The 25,199-nt window shown below is 57.0% G+C and carries 18 protein-coding genes; 5 read left to right on the top strand and 13 right to left on the bottom strand.

The window, feature by feature from the left end; translation table 11 throughout:
- Positions 1-8: 8 nt before the first annotated feature.
- Positions 9-1,424 (bottom strand): siroheme synthase CysG, encoded by a 1,416-nt coding sequence (gene cysG / locus ACLI4M_RS04815; protein ID WP_133622883.1) that lies wholly within the window; start codon positions 1,422-1,424, stop codon positions 9-11.
- A 254-nt stretch (positions 1,425-1,678) separates the two neighbouring features.
- On the opposite strand from cysG, the gene ACLI4M_RS04820 reads away from it, so the two are divergent.
- Both ACLI4M_RS04820 and ACLI4M_RS04825 read left to right on the top strand, forming a co-directional pair.
- The gene (locus tag ACLI4M_RS04820) at positions 1,679-2,665 is read left to right on the top strand and encodes an aminopeptidase (protein WP_133622882.1); all 987 of its coding nucleotides are present in this window, start codon (positions 1,679-1,681) and stop codon (positions 2,663-2,665) included.
- Positions 2,666-2,680: 15 nt separating this feature from the next.
- Positions 2,681-2,965 (top strand): YciI family protein, encoded by a 285-nt coding sequence (locus ACLI4M_RS04825; protein WP_133622881.1) that lies wholly within the window; start codon positions 2,681-2,683, stop codon positions 2,963-2,965.
- 126 nt (positions 2,966-3,091) lie between these two features.
- On the opposite strand, the gene ACLI4M_RS04830 is transcribed toward ACLI4M_RS04825, so the two are convergent.
- Genes ACLI4M_RS04830 through cysJ form a run of 3 tightly spaced genes read right to left on the bottom strand, consistent with a single transcriptional unit; the run spans position 3,092 to position 7,353 of the window.
- Positions 3,092-3,823 (bottom strand): phosphoadenylyl-sulfate reductase, encoded by a 732-nt coding sequence (locus tag ACLI4M_RS04830; protein ID WP_048917130.1) that lies wholly within the window; start codon positions 3,821-3,823, stop codon positions 3,092-3,094.
- Positions 3,824-3,835: 12 nt separating this feature from the next.
- The gene (cysI, locus tag ACLI4M_RS04835; RefSeq protein ID WP_133622880.1) at positions 3,836-5,551 is read right to left on the bottom strand and encodes an assimilatory sulfite reductase (NADPH) hemoprotein subunit; all 1,716 of its coding nucleotides are present in this window, start codon (positions 5,549-5,551) and stop codon (positions 3,836-3,838) included.
- A complete protein-coding gene (cysJ, locus tag ACLI4M_RS04840; protein WP_133622879.1) occupies positions 5,551-7,353 on the bottom strand; it encodes an NADPH-dependent assimilatory sulfite reductase flavoprotein subunit in 1,803 nt (600 codons plus the stop codon). The genes cysI and cysJ overlap by 1 nt, the downstream gene beginning before the upstream one ends.
- 286 nt (positions 7,354-7,639) lie before the next feature.
- Here cysJ and queD point away from each other — a divergent pair, with 286 nt between their 5' ends.
- Complete coding sequence (gene queD / locus ACLI4M_RS04845) at positions 7,640-7,999, top strand: 6-carboxytetrahydropterin synthase QueD (protein ID WP_048917133.1); 360 nt, start codon at positions 7,640-7,642, stop codon at positions 7,997-7,999.
- A gap of 51 nt (positions 8,000-8,050) precedes the next feature.
- On the opposite strand, the gene ACLI4M_RS04850 is transcribed toward queD, so the two are convergent.
- Positions 8,051-8,947, bottom strand: a complete 897-nt coding sequence (locus ACLI4M_RS04850; protein WP_133622878.1) for a LysR family transcriptional regulator — start codon at positions 8,945-8,947, stop codon at positions 8,051-8,053.
- 99 nt (positions 8,948-9,046) lie between these two features.
- Between ACLI4M_RS04850 and ACLI4M_RS04855 the strand changes: the two genes are divergently transcribed.
- Positions 9,047-9,919 carry an MBL fold metallo-hydrolase gene (locus tag ACLI4M_RS04855; RefSeq protein ID WP_133622877.1) on the top strand — a complete coding sequence of 291 codons (873 nt, stop codon included), beginning with the start codon at positions 9,047-9,049 and terminating at the stop codon, positions 9,917-9,919.
- A 51-nt stretch (positions 9,920-9,970) separates the two neighbouring features.
- Here ACLI4M_RS04855 and queE read toward each other — a convergent pair whose 3' ends face one another.
- From queE to rlmD, 8 genes are all read right to left on the bottom strand, one after another.
- Positions 9,971-10,642 carry a 7-carboxy-7-deazaguanine synthase QueE gene (queE, locus tag ACLI4M_RS04860; RefSeq protein ID WP_133622876.1) on the bottom strand — a complete coding sequence of 224 codons (672 nt, stop codon included), beginning with the start codon at positions 10,640-10,642 and terminating at the stop codon, positions 9,971-9,973.
- Between the two features lie 94 nt (positions 10,643-10,736).
- On the bottom strand, positions 10,737-12,404 hold the full coding sequence (locus ACLI4M_RS04865; protein ID WP_133622875.1) for a methyl-accepting chemotaxis protein: 1,668 nt from the start codon (positions 12,402-12,404) through the stop codon (positions 10,737-10,739).
- A 108-nt stretch (positions 12,405-12,512) separates the two neighbouring features.
- The gene (locus ACLI4M_RS04870) at positions 12,513-14,399 is read right to left on the bottom strand and encodes an acyltransferase family protein (RefSeq protein WP_133622874.1); all 1,887 of its coding nucleotides are present in this window, start codon (positions 14,397-14,399) and stop codon (positions 12,513-12,515) included.
- Positions 14,400-14,606: 207 nt separating this feature from the next.
- Positions 14,607-15,902 carry a phosphopyruvate hydratase gene (eno, locus tag ACLI4M_RS04875; protein ID WP_048917139.1) on the bottom strand — a complete coding sequence of 432 codons (1,296 nt, stop codon included), beginning with the start codon at positions 15,900-15,902 and terminating at the stop codon, positions 14,607-14,609.
- An 83-nt stretch (positions 15,903-15,985) separates the two neighbouring features.
- Positions 15,986-17,623, bottom strand: a complete 1,638-nt coding sequence (gene pyrG, locus ACLI4M_RS04880) for a glutamine hydrolyzing CTP synthase (RefSeq protein WP_048917140.1) — start codon at positions 17,621-17,623, stop codon at positions 15,986-15,988.
- A gap of 199 nt (positions 17,624-17,822) precedes the next feature.
- Positions 17,823-18,605 (bottom strand): nucleoside triphosphate pyrophosphohydrolase, encoded by a 783-nt coding sequence (gene mazG, locus ACLI4M_RS04885; RefSeq protein ID WP_133622873.1) that lies wholly within the window; start codon positions 18,603-18,605, stop codon positions 17,823-17,825.
- Positions 18,606-18,711: 106 nt separating this feature from the next.
- Entirely contained in the window at positions 18,712-20,949 is a 2,238-nt protein-coding gene (relA, locus tag ACLI4M_RS04890) for a GTP diphosphokinase (protein WP_048917142.1), read from the bottom strand.
- A 32-nt stretch (positions 20,950-20,981) separates the two neighbouring features.
- Entirely contained in the window at positions 20,982-22,304 is a 1,323-nt protein-coding gene (gene rlmD, locus ACLI4M_RS04895) for a 23S rRNA (uracil(1939)-C(5))-methyltransferase RlmD (RefSeq protein ID WP_133622872.1), read from the bottom strand.
- Between the two features lie 140 nt (positions 22,305-22,444).
- On the opposite strand from rlmD, the gene barA reads away from it, so the two are divergent.
- The gene (gene barA, locus ACLI4M_RS04900; protein WP_133622871.1) at positions 22,445-25,171 is read left to right on the top strand and encodes a two-component sensor histidine kinase BarA; all 2,727 of its coding nucleotides are present in this window, start codon (positions 22,445-22,447) and stop codon (positions 25,169-25,171) included.
- The last annotated feature ends 28 nt before the right edge of the window (positions 25,172-25,199 follow it).

Consider the following 25,199-nt stretch of genomic DNA (forward strand, 5'->3'; position numbering starts at 1 on the left):
ACTTTTCCTCAAGCCAAATTCACAACGGGGGACTCGCGTCCATCCTGCTGCGCTGAATGTTGAAACCACGCCAGCTGCTGATGCAGATTGACCACTTCGCCAATCACTATCAGCGCCGGAGTTGGGGCGTTGCGTGCCAGTTCTTCAAGCTGTTGTAAGGTGCCGGTCAGAACCTGCTGGTCCTGACGGGTGCCGCGGCTGATTACCGCCGCCGGCGTGTGCGGGTCGCGACCGTGAGCGATCAGCTGGCTGGAAATCTCACCGGCTTTCATTGTTCCCATATACACCGCCAGCGTCTGACTGGCGCGCGCCAGTGATGGCCAGTCCATATCCTCACCGTCTGCACGGCAGTGGCCGGTAATAAACAGGGCGCTCTGCGCGTAATCGCGGTGCGTCAGCGGGATCCCGGCATAAGCGGTGGCGCCCGCTGCGGCGGTGACGCCCGGTACCACCTGGAAGGGAATGCCCGCCGCCATTGCGGCCTGCAGCTCTTCGCCGCCGCGACCAAAGATAAACGGGTCACCGCCTTTGAGGCGAACCACGCGTTTACCCTGGCGAGCCAGCTCTACCAGCAGGCGATTGGTCTCTTCCTGCGATACGCTGTGCGCATTAGCACGTTTGCCCACGCAGATGCGATCGGCATCGCGGCGCACCAGGTCAAGCACCTCATCGCTGACCAGATGGTCATACAGCACCACGTCCGCCAGCTGCATCACCTGCAAGCCGCGCAGCGTCAGCAGACCGCTGTCGCCCGGGCCTGCACCCACCAGGATTATCTCGCCCTGGGACGCTTCCGGGTCCGTGAGCTGCTGGTCAAGGGTGCGCTTTGCCCCCTCGACGTTGCCGGAAGCCACCTGGTTGGCAAACAGGCCGTTAAACGCCTTTTCCCAGAAGCGGCGGCGATCCGACATCATGTTAAAACGTGCTTTGACCTTGTTGCGCCACTGCCCGGCGATTTCTGCCATCTGGCCGAGGTTGGCGGGCAGCAGAGATTCCAGCTTCTCGCGCAGCAGGCGTGCCAGCACGGGCGCCGTGCCGCTGGAGGAGATCGCCACCACCAGCGGGGAGCGGTCAACAATAGAAGGGAAAATAAATGAACACTTCGGCTGGTCATCCACCACGTTCGCCAGCAGATGGCGCTCGGTGGCATCGATGAAAACCTGGCCGTTCAAATCGCCGTCGTCGGTTGCGGCAATCACCAGGAATACCCGGTCGAGCTGCGCGGCCTGATACTCTGTCGCCAGCCATTCGATACTGCCGCTGGACTCCAGTGCCGTCAGCTCTTCACACAGCTGTTGTGAGACCACCTGCACGTGTGCTCCGGCGCGGCGCAATAGCTCAATCTTGCGCGCAGCAACATCGCCGCCGCCTACCACCAGCACCGGCTTATGCCTGATATCAGCAAATAAAGGGAGATAATCCACGTGAACCCTGTCTTAAACACGTTAAGTTAAAGGGACTATACGTCCCGGCCAGCAAGCTTATGAAATTACTAATTGGAATGAGTAGTTACTGAATGGAATAACGTCCTGGTAAAGCAGCGAACAAAATGTGCTTAACGGATGATATTTGGGGGCTTTCAGAGAGATTGAAATTGTGTAACCCGCTTCACAATTTCATACTAGCCCGGCAAATATTTTCGCACATTACGTCACAGGATGACGATTAAGGATCGCAAATGTTCACTCTACTGCGTCTGGGAGCGCTGGCAGCGCTGCTCGGCTGCGGCCTCAGTTTGCCAGCTCATGCAGCCAGCCTTAAGAGCGGCAGCATGGCAGAACAGCAGTTACGTCATATCGCCACCTATTTTCCCGGCCGCATGGCGGGCAGCCCGGCAGAGATGCTCACCGCCGACTATTTGCAGCATCAGTTCAGCCAGCTGGGTTACCACAGCGACCAGCGCCGTTTTAATACCCGCTATCAGTATCAATATCAGGACGGGCATCAGGCGTGGCGTAATGTGAATGCCACCTCGGTGATTGCCGCGCGCGAAGGCAAAGTGCCGCAGCAGATTGTGATTATCGCCCACAGCGACAGCTGGATGCCGCACAGCGACAAAGAGATGCAGCAAAATCTCGGGGGACTGAGCGATCAGGGCGTTGATGATAATGCCTCAGGCCTCGGCGTGATGCTGGAACTGGCCGCACGGCTTGCCAGCACGCCGCTGCACTACAGCCTGCGTTTCGTGGCGCTCAGCGGTGAAGAGATTGGCCAGCAGGGCAGCGAAGATTACCTGTCGCGCATGACGCCGGAAGAGAAACATAACACCCTGCTGGTGATTAACCTCGACAGCCTGATTATCGGTAATCAGCTGGCGTTCACCAGCGGCAGCAAAACCCCAAAAGCAGTGATCATGCAGACGCGCGACCGGGCAATAGCGCTGGCCCACCGCCACGGTATCAGCGCCATCAAACTCAATGCCGCGCAGGAGCAGGGGCCCTTCGATCGCGCAGGCTTCCCGCTGCTGCTGGTGAAGGCCAGCGATGGGGTCAACGGAAAGGCGCCACGGGCAGTCGCTGAGAAATTCCCCACCCTGCTGCGCCATCAGGCACAGCGTGATAATTTAACCTATATTGACCGCTGGCTGCCGGGCCGCATCACGCGCCGTACGCACGACAGCGTCACCGTGCTGCTGCCGCTGATCCGCGAACTTGCTAATCCTTAAACTCTGGAGTTGCCGATGTATATCGTATTTCTGACCTACACCCGCCCAATGGAAGAAGTTGAAGCGCTGTTAGAGCCGCACATTGACTGGCTCAATCGTTACTTCACCGCCGGGGCCTTTATCAGCGCTGGACGTAAAGATCCGCGCACCGGTGGCATGATCATGGTAAGGGAAATGGATCGGAAACAGCTGGATGTGATTCTGGAAGAAGACCCCTTCCAGCAGGTCGCCAGCTATGACGTCACCAAAGTGAATATTACCCGCTCCGCGAAGAAGTTTGCCGAGCTGACGGGGATTTGATTTACGCTGGCTGGATCAGCGGGTCGGGCGTGCCCGACCCCTGCAAAAAACCGAGTGCTCAGAATATCCCGACGGGGAGCACGCGTCAGTGCGCATGCGTGAGGCATGCCTCACCCGGCCGGCATATTACTCGTGCAGCCCACACTCGCGCTTCAGGCCGAAGAAACGGGTCTCTTCTTCTGCCATACCTGGCTCCCACTTGCGCGTGGTGTGGGTGTCGCCCACCGACAGGTAGCCCTGCTCCCACAGCGGGTGATAACCCAGGCCGTGCTGCTGCAGATACTGATAAACCTGGCGGTTATCCCAGTCGATAATCGGCAGCAGCTTAAATACCCCTTTTTTGATCGCCAGCACCGGCAGATGCGCACGGCTGCCGGACTGATCGCGGCGCAGGCCAGCAAACCACGTCTGCGCTTTCAGCGTTTCCAGCGCGCGGTTCATCGGCTCGACCTTGTTGATCTGGTTGTAGCGTTCGATGCCCTCAACGCCCTGCTCCCACAGCTTACCGTAGCGCGCTTCCTGCCATGCCGGGCTGTGCTCAGCACGGAACACCTGCAGGTTAAGATCCAGCTTCTCAGTCAGCTGGTCAATAAACTGGTAGGTCTCCGGAAACAGATAACCGGTATCGGTAAGGATAACCGGAATGCCGGGTTTCTGTTTGTTAACCAGGTGCAGGCTGACCGCCGCCTGAATACCAAAGCTGGAGGTCAGCACCGCTTCGCCCGGCAGATTCTCCAGGCCCCAGATCACCCGATCCTCGGCGGAGAGTTTGTCCAGCTGGTTGTTAATTTTGGCGAGCGCCATCACGCGCTCAACCTTCGGTAACTCGTTCAGTGCAGAGAGATCGAGAACTGCCATATCACGCCTCCATCATTCCCAAAAATCACGGGCCGGATCGAGTACCGGCTTAACCACACCGGCACGGATGGTGAAGTCACCAAAGCCTTCATCGGCTTCACGCTCCTGCGACCAGCGGCCAATCAGTTCATCAAGGGTAGCCAGGATCTGCTCTTCGTTGATGTTTTCGCGATACATCCGCGGAATACGCGTCCCGATGCGGTTACCGCCAAGGTGCAGGTTATAGCGGCCCGGCGCCTTGCCTACCAGCCCGATCTCGGCCAGCAGCGCACGGCCACAGCCGTTCGGGCAACCGGTGACGCGCAGCACAATGTGCTCATCGCCGACGCCGTGCTGAGTCAGGATCCCCTCAACGCGGGTGACAAACTCTGGCAGGAAACGTTCTGCTTCGGCCATCGCCAGCGGGCAGGTCGGAAACGCGACGCAGGCCATCGAGTTTTCACGCTGGTGGCTGACGTTCTCCATCAGGCTGTGCGATACCGCCAGCTGTTCAATTTTCTCTTTCTCCGACTCCGGCACGCCCGCGACAATCAGGTTCTGGTTAGCGGTTAAGCGGAAGTCGCCCTGATGGATCTTGGCGATCTCCGCCAGGCCGGTTTTCAGCGGCCGGCCAGGATAGTCAAGAATACGGCCGTTTTCGATAAACAGGGTCAGGTGCCATTTGTTATCGATGCCCTTCACCCAGCCGAAGCGGTCGCCACGCGTGGTAAACGCATAAGGACGGGTCGGCTCAAAGGTGATACCGGCACGGCGTTCAACTTCCGCTTTAAACACCTCAGGACCGACGCGCTCCAGAGTGTATTTGGTCTTGGCGTTTTTACGATCGGTGCGGTTGCCCCAGTCGCGCTGGGTGGTCACCACGGCAGCCGCCACATCGAGGATCTTCTCAACCGGCAGATAGCCGAACTCGGTTGCGGTGCGGGCGTAAGTTGCTTTGTTACCGTGATCGATAGATAAGCCCCCGCCCACCAGCAGGTTGAAGCCGATCAGCTTGCCGTTTTCAGCAATGGCAATAAAGTTCATGTCGTTGGCGTGCAGATCGACGTCGTTATGCGGCGGCACCACCACGGTGGTTTTGAACTTACGCGGCAGATAGGTTTCGCCGAGGATCGGCTCCACGTCGGTGGTCGCGACCTTCTCCTGATCCAGCCAGATCTCAGCGTAAGCACGGGTCTGCGGCAGCAGATGCTCGGAGAGCTTCTTCGCCCACTCGTAGGCTTCCTGATGCAGCTCAGACTGAATCGGGTTTGAGCTGCACAGCACGTTACGGTTCACGTCGTTGGCGGTCGCCAGGGCGTCGAGGCCCACTTCATGCAGCATCTGGTGCGCCGGTTTCACGTTGCCTTTCAGGATGCCGTGGAACTGGAAAGTCTGACGGTTGGTCAAACGGATGCTGCCATAAATGGTGTTGTCGGCGGCGAATTTATCAATCGCCAGCCACTGGGTTGGCGTCATAATGCCGCCCGGCAGGCGGCAGCGCAGCATCATGGCATGACGTGCGTCCAGCTTCTGCTCGGCGCGCTCGGCGCGGATATCGCGGTCATCCTGCTGGTACATACCGTGAAAACGGATCAGCAGGAAGTTATCGCCATTGAAGCCACCGGTCAGACCATCATTCAGGTCTTCTGCGATGCCGCCGCGCAGATAGTTGCTCTCTTTTTTCAGACGCTCGGCGTCAACCAGCTTGCCTTCGACAACCAGCGGTCCTGGATATTTTTCATCGCTCATTAGTACACATCTCGCTGATAACGGCGCTCAATGCGCAGCTCACTCAAAAATTCATCGGCCGATTCGATGTCCATTGCACCAAATTCAGCTACCACTTCCAGTAATGCCTGTTCTACATCTTTCGCCATGCGGTTAGCATCGCCACAGACGTAAATATGCGCGCCCTCTTCAATCCAGCGCCACACTTCCGCCCCTTTGGCGCGGATCTTGTCCTGAACGTAAACTTTATGCTGCTGGTCACGCGACCAGGCTAAATCAATGTGGGTCAGCAGGCCATCTTTGACGTAGCGCTGCCACTCAACCTGGTAGAGGAAGTCTTCAGTAAAGTGCGGATTGCCGAAGAACAGCCAGTTTTTACCGCTGGCGCCATCGTTGTCGCGCTGCTGCATAAAGGCGCGGAACGGGGCGATACCGGTGCCAGGACCAATCATAATCACCGGTGTTTCCGGGTTGGCGGGCAGGCGGAAATTGTCGTTATGCTCGATAAACACGCGGATTTCCGCGTCTTCTTCAAGGCGGTCAGCAAGATAGCTGGATGCCCCACCCGCACGGGCACGCCCTTCAATCTCATAGCGCACCGCGCCCACGGTGATATGCACTTCGCTCTCGCTTTCTGCCTGGGAAGAGGCAATCGAGTAGAGGCGCGGCGTCAGCGGACGCAGCAGGCTGGTCAGCTGTTCGGCATTCAGTTCGGTCGGGGCGAAACGCACCATATCGACAATCGGCGTGTTCTGCGCGAAGTGCTGCAGTCTGGATTTATCGCCGGCCGTTTCCAGCAGCGCTTCATGACGGGAAAGTTTGGCATACTCCGCAACAATCTGCGGGGTATTCACCGTCAGTTCATAATGTTTTTGCAGCGCTTCAGCAAGCGTCAGCGTGCTGCCATCAACGGTAACGCTCTCGTCACCTTTCAGCCACAGCAGCTCCAGCAGTTCCTGCACCAGCGCGGCATCGTTCTCAAACCAGACGCCAAGCGCATCGCCCGGCTGGTAGCGCAGGCCGGAATCGCCAAGGTCGATTTCAATGTGGCGCACGTCCTTATCGGAGTCGCGGCCGGTAATTTTCTGGTTCACCGCCAGGCTGGCGGTCAGCGGCGCTTCTTTACTGTACGGGCTGCTGTGAATTTCATTCACGCTGCCCGCCGCGGCTGCCGCTGACTGGGTGGCGCTGGCATCCGGCACGCGTGCCTTGAGGATCTCAACGATCTGTTTGCGCCAGGCTTCCGCCTGCGCCGCGTACTCCACGTCGGCATCCACGCGTTCTAACAGGCGCTCACCGCCTAGCTCAGCCAGCTTGCCGTCGAAATCCTTCCCGGCCTGGCTGAAGAACTCATATGAGGTATCGCCAAGGCCGAACACCGCAAAGGCGCTGCCGTCCATTTTTGGCGCTTTTTTCGACATCAGGAATTTATGCAGCGCCACCGCCTCTTCCGGCGGTTCGCCTTCCCCCTGAGTGGAGGTCACTACCACCAGCAGTTTTTCCTGGCCAATCTGCTTGAACTTATAGTCGCCGGCATTCACCAGGTTTACGTTGAGTTTGGCGGCCAGCAGGTCATCGCGCAGCTGTTCAGAGAGCCGGCGGGCATTGCCGGTCTGAGAAGCGGAAAGAATAGTGATGGTGGGTGCTTCAACCACAGCAGGCGCCGCCGCAACAGCACTACCCGGCGCCTGGTTAACCATGCCCCAGAAATAACCGGAAAGCCACGCCAGTTGGGTCGCTGAATAATCACCGGTGGCTGCCTGCAAGCGGGCGAGCTGGTCCGGGTTTAACGGAAGCAAGTTATTGGGAGCCTGAGTCGTCATTGCGTTGAAAATTCCACAGTCGAAGTTCTATAGCAACAGGGTAAGGGCAAGCATAATAACCCTTAAATAAGGGTTGGAAATAATTAATAACCAAAATGACTAAACGGTTTTTCGGGTAAGCGTTAGCAGCAAAACAGATTAATCATCGTGTTATTTTTCAACGAGTTGGAAGCGTCACCATTTGATAACACTTTCACTTACTGCCAATAGCTGTGAAACGGGTGCGAAAAAAGCTGTTTTCCGGTATCCTGCGGCGGTTTTTAAGACAAAGACTGAGACTGCAATTATGGCGACCACGCTATTTAAAGATTTTCAATTTGAAGCCGCGCACCACCTGCCAAACGTGCCAGCCGGGCACAAATGCGGCCGCCTGCACGGGCATTCGTTTATGGTCCGGCTGGAAATTACAGGCGAAGTGGACGCGCATACCGGTTGGGTGATGGATTTCTCAGAGATTAAAGCGGCCTTTAAGCCGGTCTACGATCGTCTGGATCACTACAATCTTAACGATATTCCGGGCCTTGAGAACCCGACCAGCGAAGTACTGGCTGCCTGGATCTGGCAGCAGATGAAACCGGTGCTGCCGCTGCTTAGCGCGGTGATGGTGAAAGAAACCTGCACGGCTGGCTGCGTGTATCGCGGTTAAATGGTGGGCGAGGCATGCCTCGCCCCTGGGAACCCTCGTTGTCATCTTCTGCTATCTCTGCACCTGTTCCCCACGAAACCACTCTGCCAGAAAATCCAGCAGCGCCCGCAGCCGCGGTGGCTGATGCTGGCGTGAGGTATAAATCGCATACAGCCCCAGCTCCTCTAACTGATACTGCGGCAGCAGCGCGACCAGCTGACCGCTGGCGAGCAAGGGAGTTACGCTGTAGGTGGGCTGCATGGAGATCCCCACGCCTGCCAGCGTCGCTGACAGCAGCATCACCGAGTCATTGGCACTCACATTACCACTGACGGCCACCGCCTGCTTTTCCCTCCCCTGGCTGAAATGCCACAGGCTCTTGCCGAAGTGCGAATAGCACAGGCAGTTGTGCTGCGCCAGCTGCGCCGGAAGCTGCGGAGTTCCCGCCTGCTCCAGATAAGCGGGTGACGCGCAAATCACCGAGCGGCAGGTATCCAGCCGGCGCGCGATCGCATTCGGGTCAAGCTGCGCCGTAATGCGAATCGCCAAATCGATACGCTCCTCGATCAGATTGACCCGCTCATTGCTGATGTGCAGATCGATATGCACCTGCGGGTGCCGCTGCTGGAACACCTCGATCGCCCTCATCAATACGCTCTGCCCGAGTGACAGCGAGCAGGAGATCCGCAGGCGGCCCGACAGCGCCTGGCCCTGCGGCGGGGGGCTGTGCTCTATCTCCTGCGCCAGCGCGATAATCTGCTCACAGCGAACCAGCGCATGTTCTCCGGCCGGGGTCAGACTCAGCCGGCGCGTGCTGCGGTGGAGCAGGCGCGCCCCTGACCAGCTTTCCATCTGGGTAAGATAGCGGGTGACCATCGCTCGCGACATATCAAGGGTGAGCGCCGCGGCGGACAGGCTGCCGCGTTGAACAATGGTAATAAAGACGTGGGCTGCAGTGAGGCGATCCATGATTTGTCCGTTTTATGCAACAATCTGTTGCCTGATAGTCGGTTTATCTGCTGATTTATGCAACTTAAACTGGTTCTTTTCAGGCTTAAGGTGCCCATTATGAAAGCTCGTCTTACTCTGTTGCTGGCTATTGCTGCCAGCGCTCCACTTTATGCGGCTGAATCACTGAAGCTGGAAGTTTATAACCCTGGCGAATCGAGTATCTTTGCGGTCTCCAGCGAAATTATCTCCGGCCCGCGTGAAGTGGTGCTGATTGACGCCCAGTTTCAGCGCAATGATGCCGAAGCACTGGTAAAACACATCAAAGCAACCGGCAAGCAGTTGACTACGGTGTTTATCAGCCAGTCCGATCCGGACTACTACTTCGGCCTTGAAACCATCCATAACGCTTTCCCGCAGGCAAAAATCCTCGCCACTGCCGCCACGGTCGATCTGATAAAACAGACTAAAGATGGCAAGCTGGCATTCTGGGGGCCGAAGATGGCGGAGAATGCCCCGCGGTCGCTGATTGTCCCGCAGGTACTGGAGGGTCACACGCTCAAGGTTGACGGCGAGGTGATTGAAGTGAAAGGGATCGATGGCCCGCAGCCGCAGAATAGCTGGCTGTGGATCCCAACGCTAAAAACCGCGCTGGGGGGCGTGCTGGTTTCAGGCAACAATATTCACGTCTGGCTGGCGGATGCGCAGACGCCCGAAGAGCGTGCCGTCTGGCAGCAGAAGCTGGAGGATATCAAAGCCCTGCGACCGCTGCGGGTGATCCCGGGCCATTTCCTGCCCGGCGCGGCAGAAACGATAACCTCGGTAAACTTTACTCAGCGCTATCTGCAGGCTGCGGAAAAGAACCTCGCCAACAGCAAGGACTCCCACGCCTTTATTGCCGCGATGAACGCGCAATATCCGCAGCTGAAGGATAGATCCAGCCTGGAATTAAGCGCTAAGGTACTGAAAGGCGAAATGAAGTGGCCGATGTAGGCCGCTGATAGCGGGCCGATCGTCTTAACGATCGGCCCGAAAGAGGGTTAATCAGGCAATATTCAGATACTTATGGGTCTGCATCGACAGGCGCCAGTTGCGCGCAATGCAGGTTTCGATGCACAACCTGGTCGCATCGTCTTTCTGGCTGATCGGCTGCAGCGCGATAATCCGCGTTTTCTCATCGCTGAGCGTTGCCAGCAACTCGTCTAACGCATCAACATCACGCTGGCGAGCCACCGGGTGCTTCACCTCGTCGGCGCGGATTAAAGCCTGGTTCAGCACATCGTAACCGCCGCGCATATTCACCTTCGGCGAGACCGTAACCCAGGTTTCCGGGGTACAGAGCACCTCGTGAGTGCCGCTGGTTTCAATCTGGCAGCTAAAGCCATTCTCCTGCAATGCGGCAGTCAACGGCGTCAGATCGTGAATACAGGGCTCACCGCCGGTAATCACGACGTGCTTAGCCGTCCAACCGTGCTGACGGATCACCCCAAGCAGGGCCGCCGCATCCGCCGCGCCCCAGGCATCGGTTTCTACGGTTTTCAGCAGAATATCCCCCAGCGAGGTTTCCCGATCGGCCAGCTTATCCCAGGTGTGTTTGGTATCACACCAGCTGCAGCCCACCGGGCATCCCTGCAGGCGGATAAAAATTGCCGGCACGCCGGTGTAAACACCTTCGCCCTGCAACGTCTGGAACATTTCATTTATCGGGTACTGCATGCACATCTCGACTGGCGGCTAAATTAAGGGCGCAGATTATGGCAGATTGACGGGATAAGGCCAATCACACTGTGCTTTTTTCCGCCATCAGACGTTAAAAGGTCTCCCAGCTGCCTTCATCGCTGGCCGTTACCTGGCGCGGAGCCGTCAGCTTTAGCGGCTTTTGCACCTTAACAGCGGGCGCCGTCAGGCTCTTTGCCTGATGCTGGCTGATTTTAAACACCGCCACCGCCTGCGACAAACGGCCCGCCTGCTCCTCCAGTGAGGCTGAAGCGGCTGCGGACTCCTGCACCAGCGCGGCGTTTTGCTGCGTCACGCGGTCCATCTCGGTAACTGCCTGACCAATCTGGTCGATACCGCGGCTCTGTTCGTCGCTGGCGGAGGAGATCTCCCCCATAATGTCGGTGACGCGCACCACCGCATTCACGATGTCGTTCATGGTCTCCCCGGCGGTGGTAACCTGCTGGGAACCGGCATCCACGCGGCTTGCGGAGGCTTCAATCAGCCCTTTAATCTCTTTCGCCGCCTGAGCGCTGCGCTGCGCCAGATTACGCACTTCCCCCGCCACCACGGCAAATCCACGCCCCTGCTCACCGGCACGCGCGGCTTCCACCGCGGCGTTAAGCGCCAGAATATTGGTCTGGAAGGCGATGCCGTCAATCACGCTGGTGATATCAGCAATCTTTTTGGAGCTGTCGGCAATTTCGCTCATGGTTTTCACCACGCCATTGACCACACGCCCGCCCTTTTCAGCCGTTTCTGACGCGCTTTTTGCCAGTGATGAGGCCTGACGCGCATTTTCGGCGTTCTGCTTCACGGTCGCCGTCAGCTCTTCCATGCTGGCTGCAGTCTGCTCCAGCGAGGCAGCCTGCTGCTCGGTGCGCGACGAGAGGTCGTTGTTGCCTTGGGAGATTTCGCTGGCGCCGGTGTAGATGGCGTTAGCGCTGTCGCGCACGTTGCTTACGGTGCCGATCAGCGACTGCTGCATCTGCGTCAGACCCTCAGCCAGCAGACCCATTTCACTGCGCCCTGCCACCACCAGCGTTTCTGACAGGTCACCGGAGGCGATGCGCTGAATATGTTCCAGCAGCTGTTTCAGCGGCGTCAGCAGCACGCGTTTAATCACCATCCAGACGGCAATAACCAGCAGCACCAGACTCAGTACCACCAGCGCCAGCGTCCACACCATATTACGATAACCTTGCTGGTTATCTTCGCTGCCGGTCTGCAGCAGTTTGCCATTCTGGACGCGCCAGGTATCGTAACTTTTTTCCAGATTATCCTGGGCTTCCTGCGCTTCCAGATTGCCGTAAGCCTGATAGTTATTGGCACCCAGATATTGCACTGACATTTTTAACGTTTCGGAAAATTGCTGATAGTGCTGCTCAACGGTGTTCGCAAGCTGTTCATTTTCGCCAACCTGCATCGGGAAGCTTTTATAACGGGCGAAGTGCTGGTTCGCATCATCCAGCGTCTCCTGTGCCTGGCTCAGCAGCTTACTGATGGCGGCCAGGGACTTCTCGTCCGTCTGATTTTTCAGCATGCGGATGGCCACACGGTTAATCGTGACGCGGGTCTTAACCAGCGTCTGCCACGCGTCGCTCAGCTGCCCCTGCTGCTGGGTCAGGATAGTGGCGCGGGTAAAATTATCCTTGTCCTTGCTGATGGCATTAAACGACAGCGCGCTGGAAACCAGCAGCAGCGTGCTGAAAATGAGCAGCATAATGATAATGCTGGTAACGACTTTGATATTTTTAAGCATGATGCCCACTCTGTAATAGGAAAACTCCTGGTACAGGTAGTATCGGCATAAGATGATTCTTACTTAAATTAATTACAAAAACCCCCGACGGCTGCCGGGGGTGGCGGGTTACATAAAGTTTTTGTCGTGCATCTGAATCATCGCCTGCTTTGCCACATCTTTCGCTCCGCTGAGGGTGAAATGGCCATAATCGTTAGAGAGCGGATGGCCGTCGGAGGCGATTCCCCGGCAGACGTTACCCGGGCAAACAATCGAGTAGACCGAGATATAGCGCGTCCCCTGCGCCAGCATTGCCGCGTTCATCTGCGCATCCGTTGCACGCACCTCTTTCTTGACGGAGGAGGCGACCAGATCTTTGCGACCGTCGGTCTGATAGGCCAGCAGGTCGGGCAGGGCTTCGGTGTACTCCACGGTCGGCCCCATCACGATGATGTTATCCGAACGCGTTTTCAAATGGTCGAGCGTGGCGCGCAGCGGCGCAATATCTTCCGCTGCCCAGCGCGCGGAAATAATCACGCCATCAATTTTATGCTCGGGTATCCACTGGTCATACACGTAATCCACCAGCTCGCTGCACGGATTGCGCAGAGACTGTCGGGAGAGCGGCTTACAGCCCGCCGAGGTCGCCTGGATAACATTGATGTCACTGCCTGCCGCCAGGCTGACAGCACGCCACAGGTGCGCCGCATGGCTGTCACCGATCATCACGTAGTTCTTCTTTTCCGGCACGGTTTGCAGGCAGAACTGGCGGTCAAACGGTTTGTCCTCATGGCTTTTGCCATCGACAAAGCACTGCCCGCGACGGTATTGATAGTCAAACTCCGGCATTTTGCTGTACTGCGCATACTGCGCCAGCGACAGCGCCTGCGCTGAGAACTGCCCGGAGCCGTTGCTGAGATGGCCCTTATAGATCGCCCCGGCAGACATCAGCGCCAGGCCAACCACCGATGCGGTCACAATACGCCCGGGGGAAACCCAGGCCAGTTTGTAGCGGAAGGGTATTTCAATCAGATAGCGTGAGGCAATCGCCAGGGCAAACGTCAGGCCAAGGATCGTCAGCTCGCGCACGCCCGGCTCGAAGTTAAAGAACATGCGCGCATAGACGATAATTGGCCAGTGCCAGAGGTACAGGCAGTAGGAGATCATGCCGATATAGACGATCGGCTTCAAGGCCAGCACGCGCGAGACCACTGACTGCTGGCCGGCAAGGATAATCAGGAAGCTACCGACGCAGGGCCACAGCGCATTCCACCCCGGGAAAGGCATATCGGTATTCAGCTGGAAGAAGCCGTAGAGGATCAGCGCCAGCCCGGTCAGACTGATGCCGTGCTTCAACCCGGCGGTTAAGCGCGCCGTTTTTGCTTCCAGCCCGGCAACCGCAATAATCCCCCCCAGTGCCAGTTCCCAGGCGCGGGTTGGCAGCATGTAAAAGGTAAATGTCGGCTTGCGGGTCACGCCATAGATACTCAGCAGCAGCGAGGCGACAATGACCAGCAGCATCACCTGCGTCGTGCGGCTGCGGAACAGGCGCACTACCAAAAGCAGTACGATAGGGAAGAGGATATAGAACTGCTCTTCTACCGCCAGCGACCAGGTGTGCAGCAGGGGTTTCAGATCGGCCGGGCCGTCAAAGTAACCGGTGGTTTTCCAGAAGAAGATGTTAGAGGCGGAGAGCAGCGCCGCCAGAGCACTGTTGCTCAGGTCGCTAAACTGCGCGGGCAGCAGATGGTAATAACCAAAGACAAGCGTAGCCAGCAGCACCACAAACAGCGGCGGCAGAATGCGCAGGCAGCGGCGCTTATAAAAGTCGAGGTAAGAGAAATTTCCCGCCATCGCGTTGTTATAGATAATCCCGCAGATCAGATAGCCTGAAATGACGAAGAAAATATCCACCCCGGTGAAGCCGCCGGGTATACCACCCATCCCCATGTGGTACGCAATAACGGGCAGTACGGCAAGTGCGCGTAGCCCGTCAACATCAGCACGGTATTTCATTTTCACGTTCCCGATTACAAATAGTACCAGGAATTTACACAAAATTACCGAAGAAAACGCCCCACCCGCCGTGAACCAGGACTTTTCCGCATCGGAAGAATTCTCATCTAACTCACTGAAAATAATATAATAAGCAAAAAAAAGCCCCGTCCGCAGACGAGGCTTTTCAGATAATCCTCAGCCCATCAGGCTTCAGATATCAGCAGCTTACTGGCCTTTAACTTCTTTCAGGCCGTTGAATGGCGCACGGTTGCCCAGCGCTTCTTCGATACGGATCAGCTGGTTGTACTTAGCGACACGGTCAGAACGGCTCATTGAACCGGTTTTGATCTGGCCTGCAGCTGTACCCACCGCCAGGTCAGCGATGGTGGCATCTTCAGTTTCACCTGAACGGTGAGAGATCACCGCAGTGTAACCGGCGTCTTTTGCCATTTTGATCGCAGCCAGGGTTTCGGTCAGTGAACCGATCTGGTTGAATTTGATCAGGATGGAGTTAGCGATACCTTTGTCGATACCTTCTTTCAGGATCTTGGTGTTGGTCACGAACAGATCGTCACCCACCAGCTGGATTTTGTCGCCCAGCACTTTGGTCTGGTAAGCGAAACCAGCCCAGTCAGATTCATCCAGACCGTCTTCGATAGAGACGATTGGGTACTGTTTAGTCAGGTCTTCCAGGAAGTGAGTAAACTCTTCAGAAGTGAAGGATTTGTTGCCTTCGCCTGCCAGCACGTACTTGCCGTCTTTGTAGAATTCAGACGCTGCGCAGTCCATCGCCAGGGTGATGTCTTTGCCCAGTTCGTAGCCTGCTGCTTTTACCGCTTCAGCGATAACAGCCAGTGCTTCGGCGTTAGAACCCAGGTTTGGCGCGTAGCCACCTTCGTCACCGACCGCAGTGCCCATGCCTTTCGACTTCAGCACTTTTGCCAGGGTATGGAAAACTTCAGAACCCATACGCACAGCTTCTTTCAGCGTTTTCGCGCCAACTGGCTGGATCATGAATTCCTGAATGTCGACGTTGTTGTCTGCGTGCTCGCCGCCGTTGATGATGTTCATCATTGGCAGTGGCATAGAGAACTTGCCTGGGGTGCCGTTCAGTTCAGCGATGTGCTCGTACAGTGGCATGCCTTTAGCAGCAGCTGCTGCTTTGGCCGCAGCCAGGGAAACGGCCAGGATGGCGTTAGCACCAAACTGAGATTTGTTCTCAGTACCGTCGAGATCGATCATGATCTTGTCGATGTTGGCCTGGTCTTTCGCATCTTTACCGGTTACCGCGTCAGCGATTGGACCGTTAACGGCGGCTACCGCTTTGGTTACGCCTTTACCCAGGAAACGAGATTTGTCACCGTCACGCAGTTCCAGCGCTTCGCGAGAACCAGTAGAAGCACCTGATGGCGCTGCTGCCAGACCGACAAAGCCGCCTTCCAGATGAACTTCAGCTTCAACGGTCGGGTTTCCGCGGGAGTCGATGATTTCGCGACCGATGACTTTAACGATTTTGGACATTAGTTTTTCCTCAGTACAAGTTAACTTAAACTTAGACACAAACAGCCTGAAACGTTCAAATTTTCAGGCTGTTATGAAAACACTTATTTTGCCAAACGCTTCTGGTACTCGCTGGCGGCTTTTACAAAGCCGCTGAACAGCGGGTGCCCGTCTCGAGGTGTTGAGGTGAATTCCGGGTGGAACTGACACGCAACATACCAGGGGTGGTCAGGAAGCTCAATGATCTCAACCAGCTGGTCATCCCCTGAGCGGCCTGCGACACGTAATCCAGCCGCCTCAATCTGCTTCAGTAGCATATTGTTGACTTCATAACGATGACGGTGACGCTCAACGATGGTGTCAGAGCCATACAGCTTCTGCACCAGGCTGTTTTCGGTCAGCTGACACTGCTGGCTGCCGAGGCGCATGGTGCCGCCCAGATCGCTCTGCTCAGTGCGCTGCTCGACGTTGCCGTCTTCGTCGCGCCATTCGGTAATCAGCGCCACCACCGGGTACTTACAGTCCGGGACGAATTCAGTCGAGTTCGCGCCTTCCATATGTGCCACGTTGCGGGCGAATTCCATCAGCGCAACCTGCATCCCCAGGCAGATGCCAAGGTAAGGGATGTTGTTTTCACGCGCGTACTGCGCCGTCATCAGTTTGCCTTCCACGCCGCGATAGCCAAAACCGCCAGGAATAAGGATAGCATCCAGATCCTTCAGCAGTTCCACGCCACGGGTTTCAACATCCTGTGAGTCGATCAGTTTGATATTCACGGTGACGCGATTTTTCAGGCCGCCGTGCTTCAGCGCTTCAATCACCGACTTGTAAGCATCCGGCAGCTCGACGTATTTGCCGACCATACCGATGTTCACTTCGCCGCCTGGATTGGCTTCTTCGTAAATCACCTGCTCCCACTCGGCCAGGTTGGCTTCCGGGGCATTCAGGTTGAAGCGCTTACAGATATAGTCATCCAGGCCCTGCGATTTCAGCATGCCAGGAATCTTGTAGATGGAGTCGACATCTTTCAGTGAGATAACCGCTTTTTCCGGCACGTTACAGAACAGCGCGATTTTCGCCCGCTCGTTAGCCGGTACAGCGCGGTCAGAACGGCAGATCAGCACGTCAGGCTGAATACCGATCGACAGCAGCTCTTTCACCGAGTGCTGGGTTGGCTTGGTTTTCACTTCGCCCGCAGCAGCCATATAAGGCACCAGCGTCAGGTGCATGTACATGGTGTGCTCACGACCTACATCAACCGCCATCTGGCGAATCGCTTCGAGGAACGGCAGTGATTCGATGTCACCCACGGTACCACCAATTTCAACCAGCACAACATCGTGGCCTTCGCCGCCTTCGATGATGCGCTCTTTGATCGCATTGGTAATATGTGGGATCACCTGAATGGTCGCGCCCAGATAGTCACCGCGGCGCTCTTTGCGCAGCACTTCTGAGTAGATACGGCCAGTGGTGAAGTTATTACGACGGCTCATTTTGGTACGGATGAAGCGCTCGTAGTGACCGAGGTCAAGATCGGTCTCTGCGCCGTCATCGGTCACGAAGACCTCACCGTGCTGAGTCGGGCTCATGGTGCCCGGATCCACGTTGATGTACGGGTCCAGCTTCATGATGGTCACATTAAGACCACGTGCTTCGAGAATGGCGGCCAGGGAGGCTGCGGCAATGCCTTTACCCAGAGAGGAAACGACCCCGCCGGTCACAAATATATAGTTCGTTGTCATGCTGAACCTGAGAATGTAGGTTTAAAGACGATGGAATGAATAACCAGGACGGGAAAATAGTATACCCGAATCCCCCGGGTGCGACAATTGATCGTTTCCGGTTGTGTGCCGTCCACCGCATTTACCGCCCTGACATTACCTGAATGGCGGAAAAATAAGGTTGATGCATGTCACATTTTTGTTGAATCGTGTCAGCCAATTATTCCTGAGATTTTACCACCTGCCACGCGTCTTCCATCTGGTCCAGGGTAGCCTGCGACATTTCCATCCCCTGACTGGCGATAATCTGTTCAACCTGGCGGAAGCGGCGTTCGAATTTGGTATTGGCTTTCTGCAGCGCGGTTTCCGCCTTACTGCCGAGGTGGCGTGAAAGGTTAACCGTGGCAAACAGCAGGTCGCCGATCTCCTCTTCCAGCTTGTCCTGGTCGATAACCGCCTGCTGCGCTTCGTGCATAACCTCATCAATTTCTTCGTGTACTTTGTCCAGCACCGGCCCGATGGTGGTCCAGTCAAAGCCCACGCTGCTACAGCGCTTCTGGATTTTATGGGCGCGCATCAGCGCTGGCAGCGCGGCAGGAATATCGTCAAGCGCCGAATGCTGTGCTTTCTCCGCACGCTCGTCGCTTTTGATTTTTTCCCAGTTAACCAGCACCTCAGCGCTGCCGCTCACCTGAGCATCGGCAAAGATGTGCGGATGGCGGCGCTCCAGCTTATCGCTGATAGCGTTGCAGATATCGTCGAAGTTAAAGCGCCCCTCTTCCTGCGCCATCTGCGCGTAAAACACCACCTGAAACAGCAGATCGCCCAGTTCACCGCGCAGATCGTCAAAGTCGGCGCGGTTGATCGCGTCGATCACTTCATAGGTTTCTTCAAGGGTATAAGGCGCGATGGTGGCAAAGGTCTGCTGGCGATCCCAGGGGCAGCCGTTTTCCGGATCGCGCAGGGTTTTCATGATGCCCAGCAGGCGATCGAGAGAAGTCATAATTTATTCCTGATTTGTAGGGGCCGACCTTCTTTTTCGGTCGGCCCTGTGCATCGCCATGACGGGGCGACCAGAAAAGCGGTCGCCCCCTACGATTCACTGATGATCAATGTAATCTCTTAGCGTCGATGATATCCGGCACCTGATTCAGCCGCGCAATCACCCGGCTCAGCACCTGCTGATTATAAATTTCAATATCCATATCAATAGTCGCCAGCTGCCTCTTGGTATCGCTGTGGCTGGAAACGCCCAGCACATTGACCTTTTCGTTAGCCAGAATGGTGGTGATGTCGCGCAGCAGGCCGCTGCGATCGTTGGCGGTGACGCGCACCACCAGCGAATAGCCGCTGGAATAAGACTCACCCCAGACGGCATCGACGATGCGTTCCGGCGCGTGCGACATCAGGTCCGTCAGCTGATCGCAGTCTGCGCGGTGAATCGAGATCCCGCGCCCCTGGGTGATAAAGCCGGTGATATCATCGCCGGGGATCGGCTGGCAGCAGCGCGCAATATGGTGCATCAGATTGCCGACACCTTCGACCACCACGCGCCCGCTCTCTTTACTGCGCGGTACGCTGTTGGAGGTTTTCTGCGTCAGCTTTTGCAGCGCCTCGCGGTCTTCCTCTTCCGCACTTGGCTTGTGCAGCTTCGACTGCAGGAAGTTGCTCATCTGATTGAGGCGCACATCGCCGCCGCCAATTGCCGCCAGCAGTTCATCCAGCGTATTGAAGTTGTAGCGCGGCAGCAGCAGCTTCTCGGCATCTTTCAGATTGATATCGAGGTGGTCCAGTTCGTTGTCGAGGATCTGGCGCCCGGCGATAATATTCTTGTCGCGATCCTGCTTGCGGAACCAGGCGTGCACCTTAGAGCGCCCGCGGCTGGTGGTCACGTAACCGAGGTTCGGGTTCAGCCAGTCGCGGCTCGGGTTCGGCTGCTTCTGGGTGATGATGTCAATCTGGTCGCCCATCTGCAGCTGATAGGTAAACGGCACGATGCGCCCACCAATCTTCGCGCCGATGCAGCGGTGGCCGATATCGCTGTGAATATGGTAGGCAAAGTCGAGCGGCGTGGAGCCGGCCGGCAGGTCCACCACATCCCCTTTCGGGGTAAACACATAGACCCGATCGTCAAACACCTGGCTGCGCACTTCGTCGAGCATCTCGCCGGAGTCCGCCATCTCTTCCTGCCAGGTAATCAGCTTGCGCAGCCAGGCAATACGCCCTTCATGGCCGGAGGCGCCGCGTGCGCTGCCGCCGGCTGCCGCGCCCTCTTTGTACTTCCAGTGCGCCGCCACGCCCAGCTCGGCATCTTCATGCATCTGGCGCGTGCGGATCTGAATCTCAACGGTTTTACCCTTCGGCCCCAGCACCACGGTGTGAATGGACTGATAGCCGTTCGGTTTTGGGTTCGCGACATAGTCGTCGAACTCGCTTGGCAGATGGCGATACAGGGTATGCACAATGCCCAGTGCGCCGTAGCAATCCTGCAGACGCTCCGCCACGATGCGCACGGCACGCACGTCGAACAGCTCATCAAAGGCCAGCGCTTTCTTCTGCATCTTGCGCCAGATGCTGTAGATATGTTTCGGGCGGCCATACACTTCCGCCTTCACGCCCTCTTTCACAATCTCGGTACGCAGCGACTGCACAAAGGTATCGATATAGTCTTCGCGATCGATACGGCGCTCGTGCAGCAGCTTGGCAATGCGCTTGTACTCTTCCGGATGCAGGTAGCGGAAGCAGAAATCTTCCAGCTCCCACTTCAGCTGGCCGATACCGAGGCGGTTAGCCAGCGGAGCATAGATATTGGTGCACTCTTTCGCCGCCAGCACGCGCTCATCTTCCGGCGCGTCTTTGACTTCGCGCAGGTGGGCGATACGCTCCGCCAGCTTGATGACCACACAGCGGAAATCTTCCACCATCGCCAGCAGCATGCGGCGCACGTTATCGACCTGCTCAGAGGCCATTGAGTCATTATGGGTGGCTTTTAACTGGCGAATAGCGTCCATATCGCGCACGCCGTGAACCAGCGAGACGATAGCTTTACCGTGCTGCTCCTCAAGCCGCTGCTCGGTAACCACCCCAGCGTCGGCCAGCGGGAACAGCAGCGAGGCACACAGCGTTTCGCAGTCCATGCTGAGCATCGAGAGGATTTCAACCATCTCAACGCCGCGCCACAGCAGCAGCGCGGCATCAGGATGGTCTTTAGTGGTCGCCTCACAATAGCGCCAGGTTTCGGCCAGTCGTTCACATGACTGCTGGTTGGAGATCCCCAGACTGGTGATCCATTGGTCGAGCGCAAACTCGCCAGCCGTATTCAAATGTGCACTTCTTACCGCAACCATATCCTCTCCTGGCGTAGCCCCCGTTCAGGGACCTATTTTCGGCTAAACAGCACCATGGATTCCAGATGCCCGGTATGTGGGAACATATCGAGCATTGTCACCCGTTCCAATTGGTAGCCGGACGTCAGTAATGCCTGACTATCCCGTGCCAGCGTCGTCGGGTTACAGGAAACATAGACCACCCGCTGCGGCGCAAGTTTAATGATATGCGCCATCACGCCGGCGGCACCGGCACGCGCCGGGTCCAGTAACACCTTGTTAAATCCCTGAGCAGCCCAGGGTTGGCGGCTGACATCCTCTTCGAGGTTATGCTGCCAGAACGACACGTTATGCAAATTATTCAATTCTGCATTATACGCACCCTTCGCCACTAATGCTGCAACACCCTCCACACCTGCGACATTTTCAGCCAGTTTACCCATTGGCAGGCTAAAATTTCCCATTCCGCAGAACAGGTCAAGCACCCTGTCGTCCGCTTTCAGCTCCAGCCACTCCAGCGCACGGGCCACCATCTGCTGATTGACCTCATCATTGACCTGAATAAAGTCGCGCGGGCTGAAGGTCAGCGTCAGGTCGTGAGAACGATAGTGTGGCATCTCTCCCGAAATCTGCACAAGCGTGTCACTGTCAGGGGCAAGATACAGTGCCAACTGATGCTCATGCGAAAACTGTTCCAGTTTTTGTCGGTCGCTGTCAGCAAGGGGGTCAAGATGGGGTAAAACCAGCAGCGGGCCGTTATCCGCCAGCACCAGTTCAACGTGCCCGAGGCGCCGCACCGCCTGCAGATCATTGAGCACGGCGCGAAGTGGCTGAATCAACGCATTAAGTTCGGGCTTCAAAATGGGGCATTGCGTGATATTGACCAGCTCGCTGGAGGCCTTTTCGCGAAACCCCATCTGCAGGGCTTGGGTTTTCGGCTGATAGTTGAGGCTGAGACGGGCGCGGCGGCGGTAGCCCCAGGGCTGCCCGGCAATCACGTCGTCGACGCTCACGGCAAAGCCGCTTTCCCGCGTCAGCAGATGCGCCAGCGCTTTTGCCTTACTCTGCTGCTGGAGTTCGCTGGATGCATGCTGCTGCTGGCAGCCACCGCAGCGGCTGAAATGCGGGCAGCGCGGCACCACTCGCTGCGGGCTGGCGCTAATAATGCGCTGCGCTACTCCGCGTGAATACTGGCGCTTATCCTCCTCGATCCTGACTTCGACCTGTTCGCCGGGCAGCGCGCCCTGCACAAACAGCGCCTTGCCATTGTGGCGTGCCACGCCCTGACCAAAAGCATCCAGATCATGAACCGTTACCGTTACCGTTATCGTCTGGCGGGTCGTCACGCGCCGTTTTGCAGAGTAGAATTGCGCCATTATTTCTTTGCTTCTCAAAAGTCAGGGTTATTGCCGGAAAAAATCGGGTGTAGCCTGGCATAGCGGCAGAAAAAATTCGACTGATTCAGGATAATACGCAACACGGACGGCAGAGCTGCACGCCGCGCACAGGGAATATTATGACCAAATACAGCCTGCGGGCACGCATGATGATCTTAATTCTGGCGCCGACGCTGATGATCGGGCTGCTGCTGTCGACGTTTTTTGTCGTCAATCGTTATAACGAGCTGCAAACCCAGCTGACCGATGCCGGGATAAATATTATCGAGCCGCTGGCCGTTTCCAGCGAATACGGTATGACCTTCCACAGCCGCGAATCGGTGCGCCAGCTGGTCAGCCTGCTGCACCGCCGCCATTCGGATATCGTGCGCGCTATCTCAGTGTTTGATGACCACAATCAGCTGTTCGTCACCTCGAATTATCATCAGTCCCCTGACCTGCTGCGCCTGCCGGATAACACGCCGCTGACGGCTAGATACCTGAAGCAGCGCCAGGGTAACTCCGTTATTCTGCGCACGCCGATCCTTTCTGAGAGTTACTACCCCGATGAGTCTCCGGGGCAGGACGCCAAACCGACCGGTAATCCGCTCGGCTATGTGGCGATAGAGCTCGACCTGCAGTCGGTGCGCCTGCAGCAGTATAAAGAAGTGTTTATCTCCACCCTGCTGCTGCTGCTGTGCCTGTGTATTGCGATGCTGTTTGCCTACCGCCTGATGCGCGACGTTACCGGGCCAATTCGGAATATGGTCAGTACCGTTGACCGCATTCGCCGTGGGCAGCTCGACAGCCGCGTTGAAGGCTATATGCTCGGCGAGCTGGACGTGCTGAAAAACGGCATTAACTCGATGGCGATGTCGCTGACGGCCTATCACGAAGAGATGCAGCAGAATATCGACCAGGCGACGTCCGATCTGCGCGAAACGCTGGAGCAGATGGAGATCCAGAACGTTGAGCTGGATCTGGCAAAAAAACGTGCGCAGGAGGCGGCGCGCATCAAGTCCGAGTTCCTCGCCAATATGTCGCACGAGCTGCGCACCCCGCTCAACGGCGTCATCGGCTTTACCCGCCAGACGCTGAAAACCACTCTCAACTCGACGCAGCGCGACTACCTGCACACTATCGAACGCTCGGCGAATAATCTGTTGAGCATCATCAATGACGTGCTCGACTTTTCCAAGCTGGAGGCGGGCAAGCTGATTCTGGAAACCATTCCGTTCCCGCTGCGCGCCACGCTGGACGAGGTGGTGGTGCTGCTGGCGCAGTCGGCGCACGATAAAGGGCTGGAGCTGACGCTGAATATTCAGAGCGACGTGCCGGATAATGCCATCGGCGATCCGCTGCGCATGCAGCAAATCATCGTCAACCTGCTGGGCAACGCGATTAAATTTACCGAGCGCGGCAATATTGATATTCGCGTGGAAAAACGGGCGCTGAGCAATAACCGCATGGAGCTGGAAGTACAGATTCACGATAGCGGCATCGGCATTTCCGAAAAGCAGCAGTCGCAGCTGTTCCAGGCATTCCGCCAGGCCGATGCCAGCATCTCACGGCGCCACGGCGGCACCGGGCTGGGGCTGGTGATCACCCAAAAGCTGGTCAACGAAATGGGCGGTGAGATCTCCTTCCACAGCCGCCTGAACCACGGCTCCACCTTCTGGTTCCACATTAATCTGGCGCTGAACCCCAACGCGGCAAGCGATCCGCGCCTGATGGACTGTATTGAGGGGCAAAGCCTGGCCTACGTTGAGCCTAACGCCGCCGCCGCCAAAGCGATGATGGAGATGCTCAGCATCACGCCGATGAAAATCCACTACAGCCCAACGCTGGCCGAGCTGCCGGACCCGCACTACGATGTGCTGCTGATGGGGCTGCCGGTAGCCGATCGCCATCATCTGGAAATGACCGGTGAGCAGCTGACGCCGATTCTGCAGCGCGCCGACAGCGTGATTATGGGCCTGCCGTTCCAGATGCAGGTGTACACCGAAGAGCTAAAAGCGCGCGGCGTGACCGCCTGCCTGATCAAACCGATTTCGATGACGCGCCTGCTGCCGATTCTGGTCGATCACCATGCCAGAGATGTTCAGCAGTTGATTGAGCGCCCGCGCCTGCCGCTGCGGGTGATGGCGGTTGACGATAACCCAGCCAACCTCAAGCTGATTGGCGCTCTTCTCGAAGAGCAGGTGGCGCACATTGTCCTGTGTGATAGCGGCGAAGCGGCGATCAAGCAGGCCCGGCTTCAGCATCTCGACATTATTCTGATGGATATTCAGATGCCGGAAATTGACGGCATCCGCGCCAGTGAAGAGATCCGCGCCCTGCCGCAGCACGCGAATACGCCGATTGTCGCCGTGACCGCGCACGCGCTGGATGGTGAACGCGAACAGCTGATTAAAGCGGGGATGAATGACTATCTTGCCAAGCCGATCGACGAGAAAAAACTCAGCCGCCTGCTGGCGCGCTATTCGCCGAGTGCGCGCCAGGCGCTGCCGCCGGTGATTGAGGTCCCGGCGTCCCTCGACTGGGCGCTGGCGCTGCGCCAGGCTGCTAATAAGCCCGACCTTGCCCGCGATCTGCTGCAGATGCTGGTGGATTTTCTGCCGGAAGTGCAGTCGCTGATCGACCAGTATATTGGCGAAAATAATATCCCGGCGCTGCGCGATATCATCCATAAGCTGCACGGCAGCGCCAGCTACAGCGGCGTGCCGCGCATGAAACAGCTCTGCCTGCAGCTGGAGCAAAATCTGCGGCACCATGAGGATATCAGCGCCGTTGAGCCTGAGCTGTTTGAGCTACTGGATGAGATGCAGAATGTGGCGAGACTGGCAACGGAACGCTTAAAACATTAGCCGCGGGTTGGTCATAGCGGGTCAGGCA

This window comes from Erwinia sp. LJJL01, from assembly GCF_047300805.2.
In the GTDB taxonomy this organism is placed as follows: domain Bacteria; phylum Pseudomonadota; class Gammaproteobacteria; order Enterobacterales; family Enterobacteriaceae; genus Erwinia; species Erwinia aphidicola.

Bases quoted from the DNA above. Each gene is read 5' to 3' on its own strand.
- ACLI4M_RS04820 (WP_133622882.1), top strand. From the start codon at position 1,679: ATGTTCACTCTACTGCGTCTGGGAGCGCTGGCAGCGCTGCTCGGCTGC.
- ACLI4M_RS04825 (WP_133622881.1), top strand. From the start codon at position 2,681: ATGTATATCGTATTTCTGACCTACACCCGCCCAATGGAAGAAGTTGAA.
- ACLI4M_RS04830 (WP_048917130.1), bottom strand. From the start codon at position 3,823: ATGGCAGTTCTCGATCTCTCTGCACTGAACGAGTTACCGAAGGTTGAG.
- cysI (WP_133622880.1), bottom strand. From the start codon at position 5,551: ATGAGCGATGAAAAATATCCAGGACCGCTGGTTGTCGAAGGCAAGCTG.
- cysJ (WP_133622879.1), bottom strand. From the start codon at position 7,353: ATGACGACTCAGGCTCCCAATAACTTGCTTCCGTTAAACCCGGACCAG.
- queD (WP_048917133.1), top strand. From the start codon at position 7,640: ATGGCGACCACGCTATTTAAAGATTTTCAATTTGAAGCCGCGCACCAC.
- ACLI4M_RS04850 (WP_133622878.1), bottom strand. From the start codon at position 8,947: ATGGATCGCCTCACTGCAGCCCACGTCTTTATTACCATTGTTCAACGC.
- ACLI4M_RS04855 (WP_133622877.1), top strand. From the start codon at position 9,047: ATGAAAGCTCGTCTTACTCTGTTGCTGGCTATTGCTGCCAGCGCTCCA.
- queE (WP_133622876.1), bottom strand. From the start codon at position 10,642: ATGCAGTACCCGATAAATGAAATGTTCCAGACGTTGCAGGGCGAAGGT.
- ACLI4M_RS04865 (WP_133622875.1), bottom strand. From the start codon at position 12,404: ATGCTTAAAAATATCAAAGTCGTTACCAGCATTATCATTATGCTGCTC.
- ACLI4M_RS04870 (WP_133622874.1), bottom strand. From the start codon at position 14,399: ATGAAATACCGTGCTGATGTTGACGGGCTACGCGCACTTGCCGTACTG.
- eno (WP_048917139.1), bottom strand. From the start codon at position 15,902: ATGTCCAAAATCGTTAAAGTCATCGGTCGCGAAATCATCGACTCCCGC.
- pyrG (WP_048917140.1), bottom strand. From the start codon at position 17,623: ATGACAACGAACTATATATTTGTGACCGGCGGGGTCGTTTCCTCTCTG.
- mazG (WP_133622873.1), bottom strand. From the start codon at position 18,605: ATGACTTCTCTCGATCGCCTGCTGGGCATCATGAAAACCCTGCGCGAT.
- relA (WP_048917142.1), bottom strand. From the start codon at position 20,949: ATGGTTGCGGTAAGAAGTGCACATTTGAATACGGCTGGCGAGTTTGCG.
- rlmD (WP_133622872.1), bottom strand. From the start codon at position 22,304: ATGGCGCAATTCTACTCTGCAAAACGGCGCGTGACGACCCGCCAGACG.
- barA (WP_133622871.1), top strand. From the start codon at position 22,445: ATGACCAAATACAGCCTGCGGGCACGCATGATGATCTTAATTCTGGCG.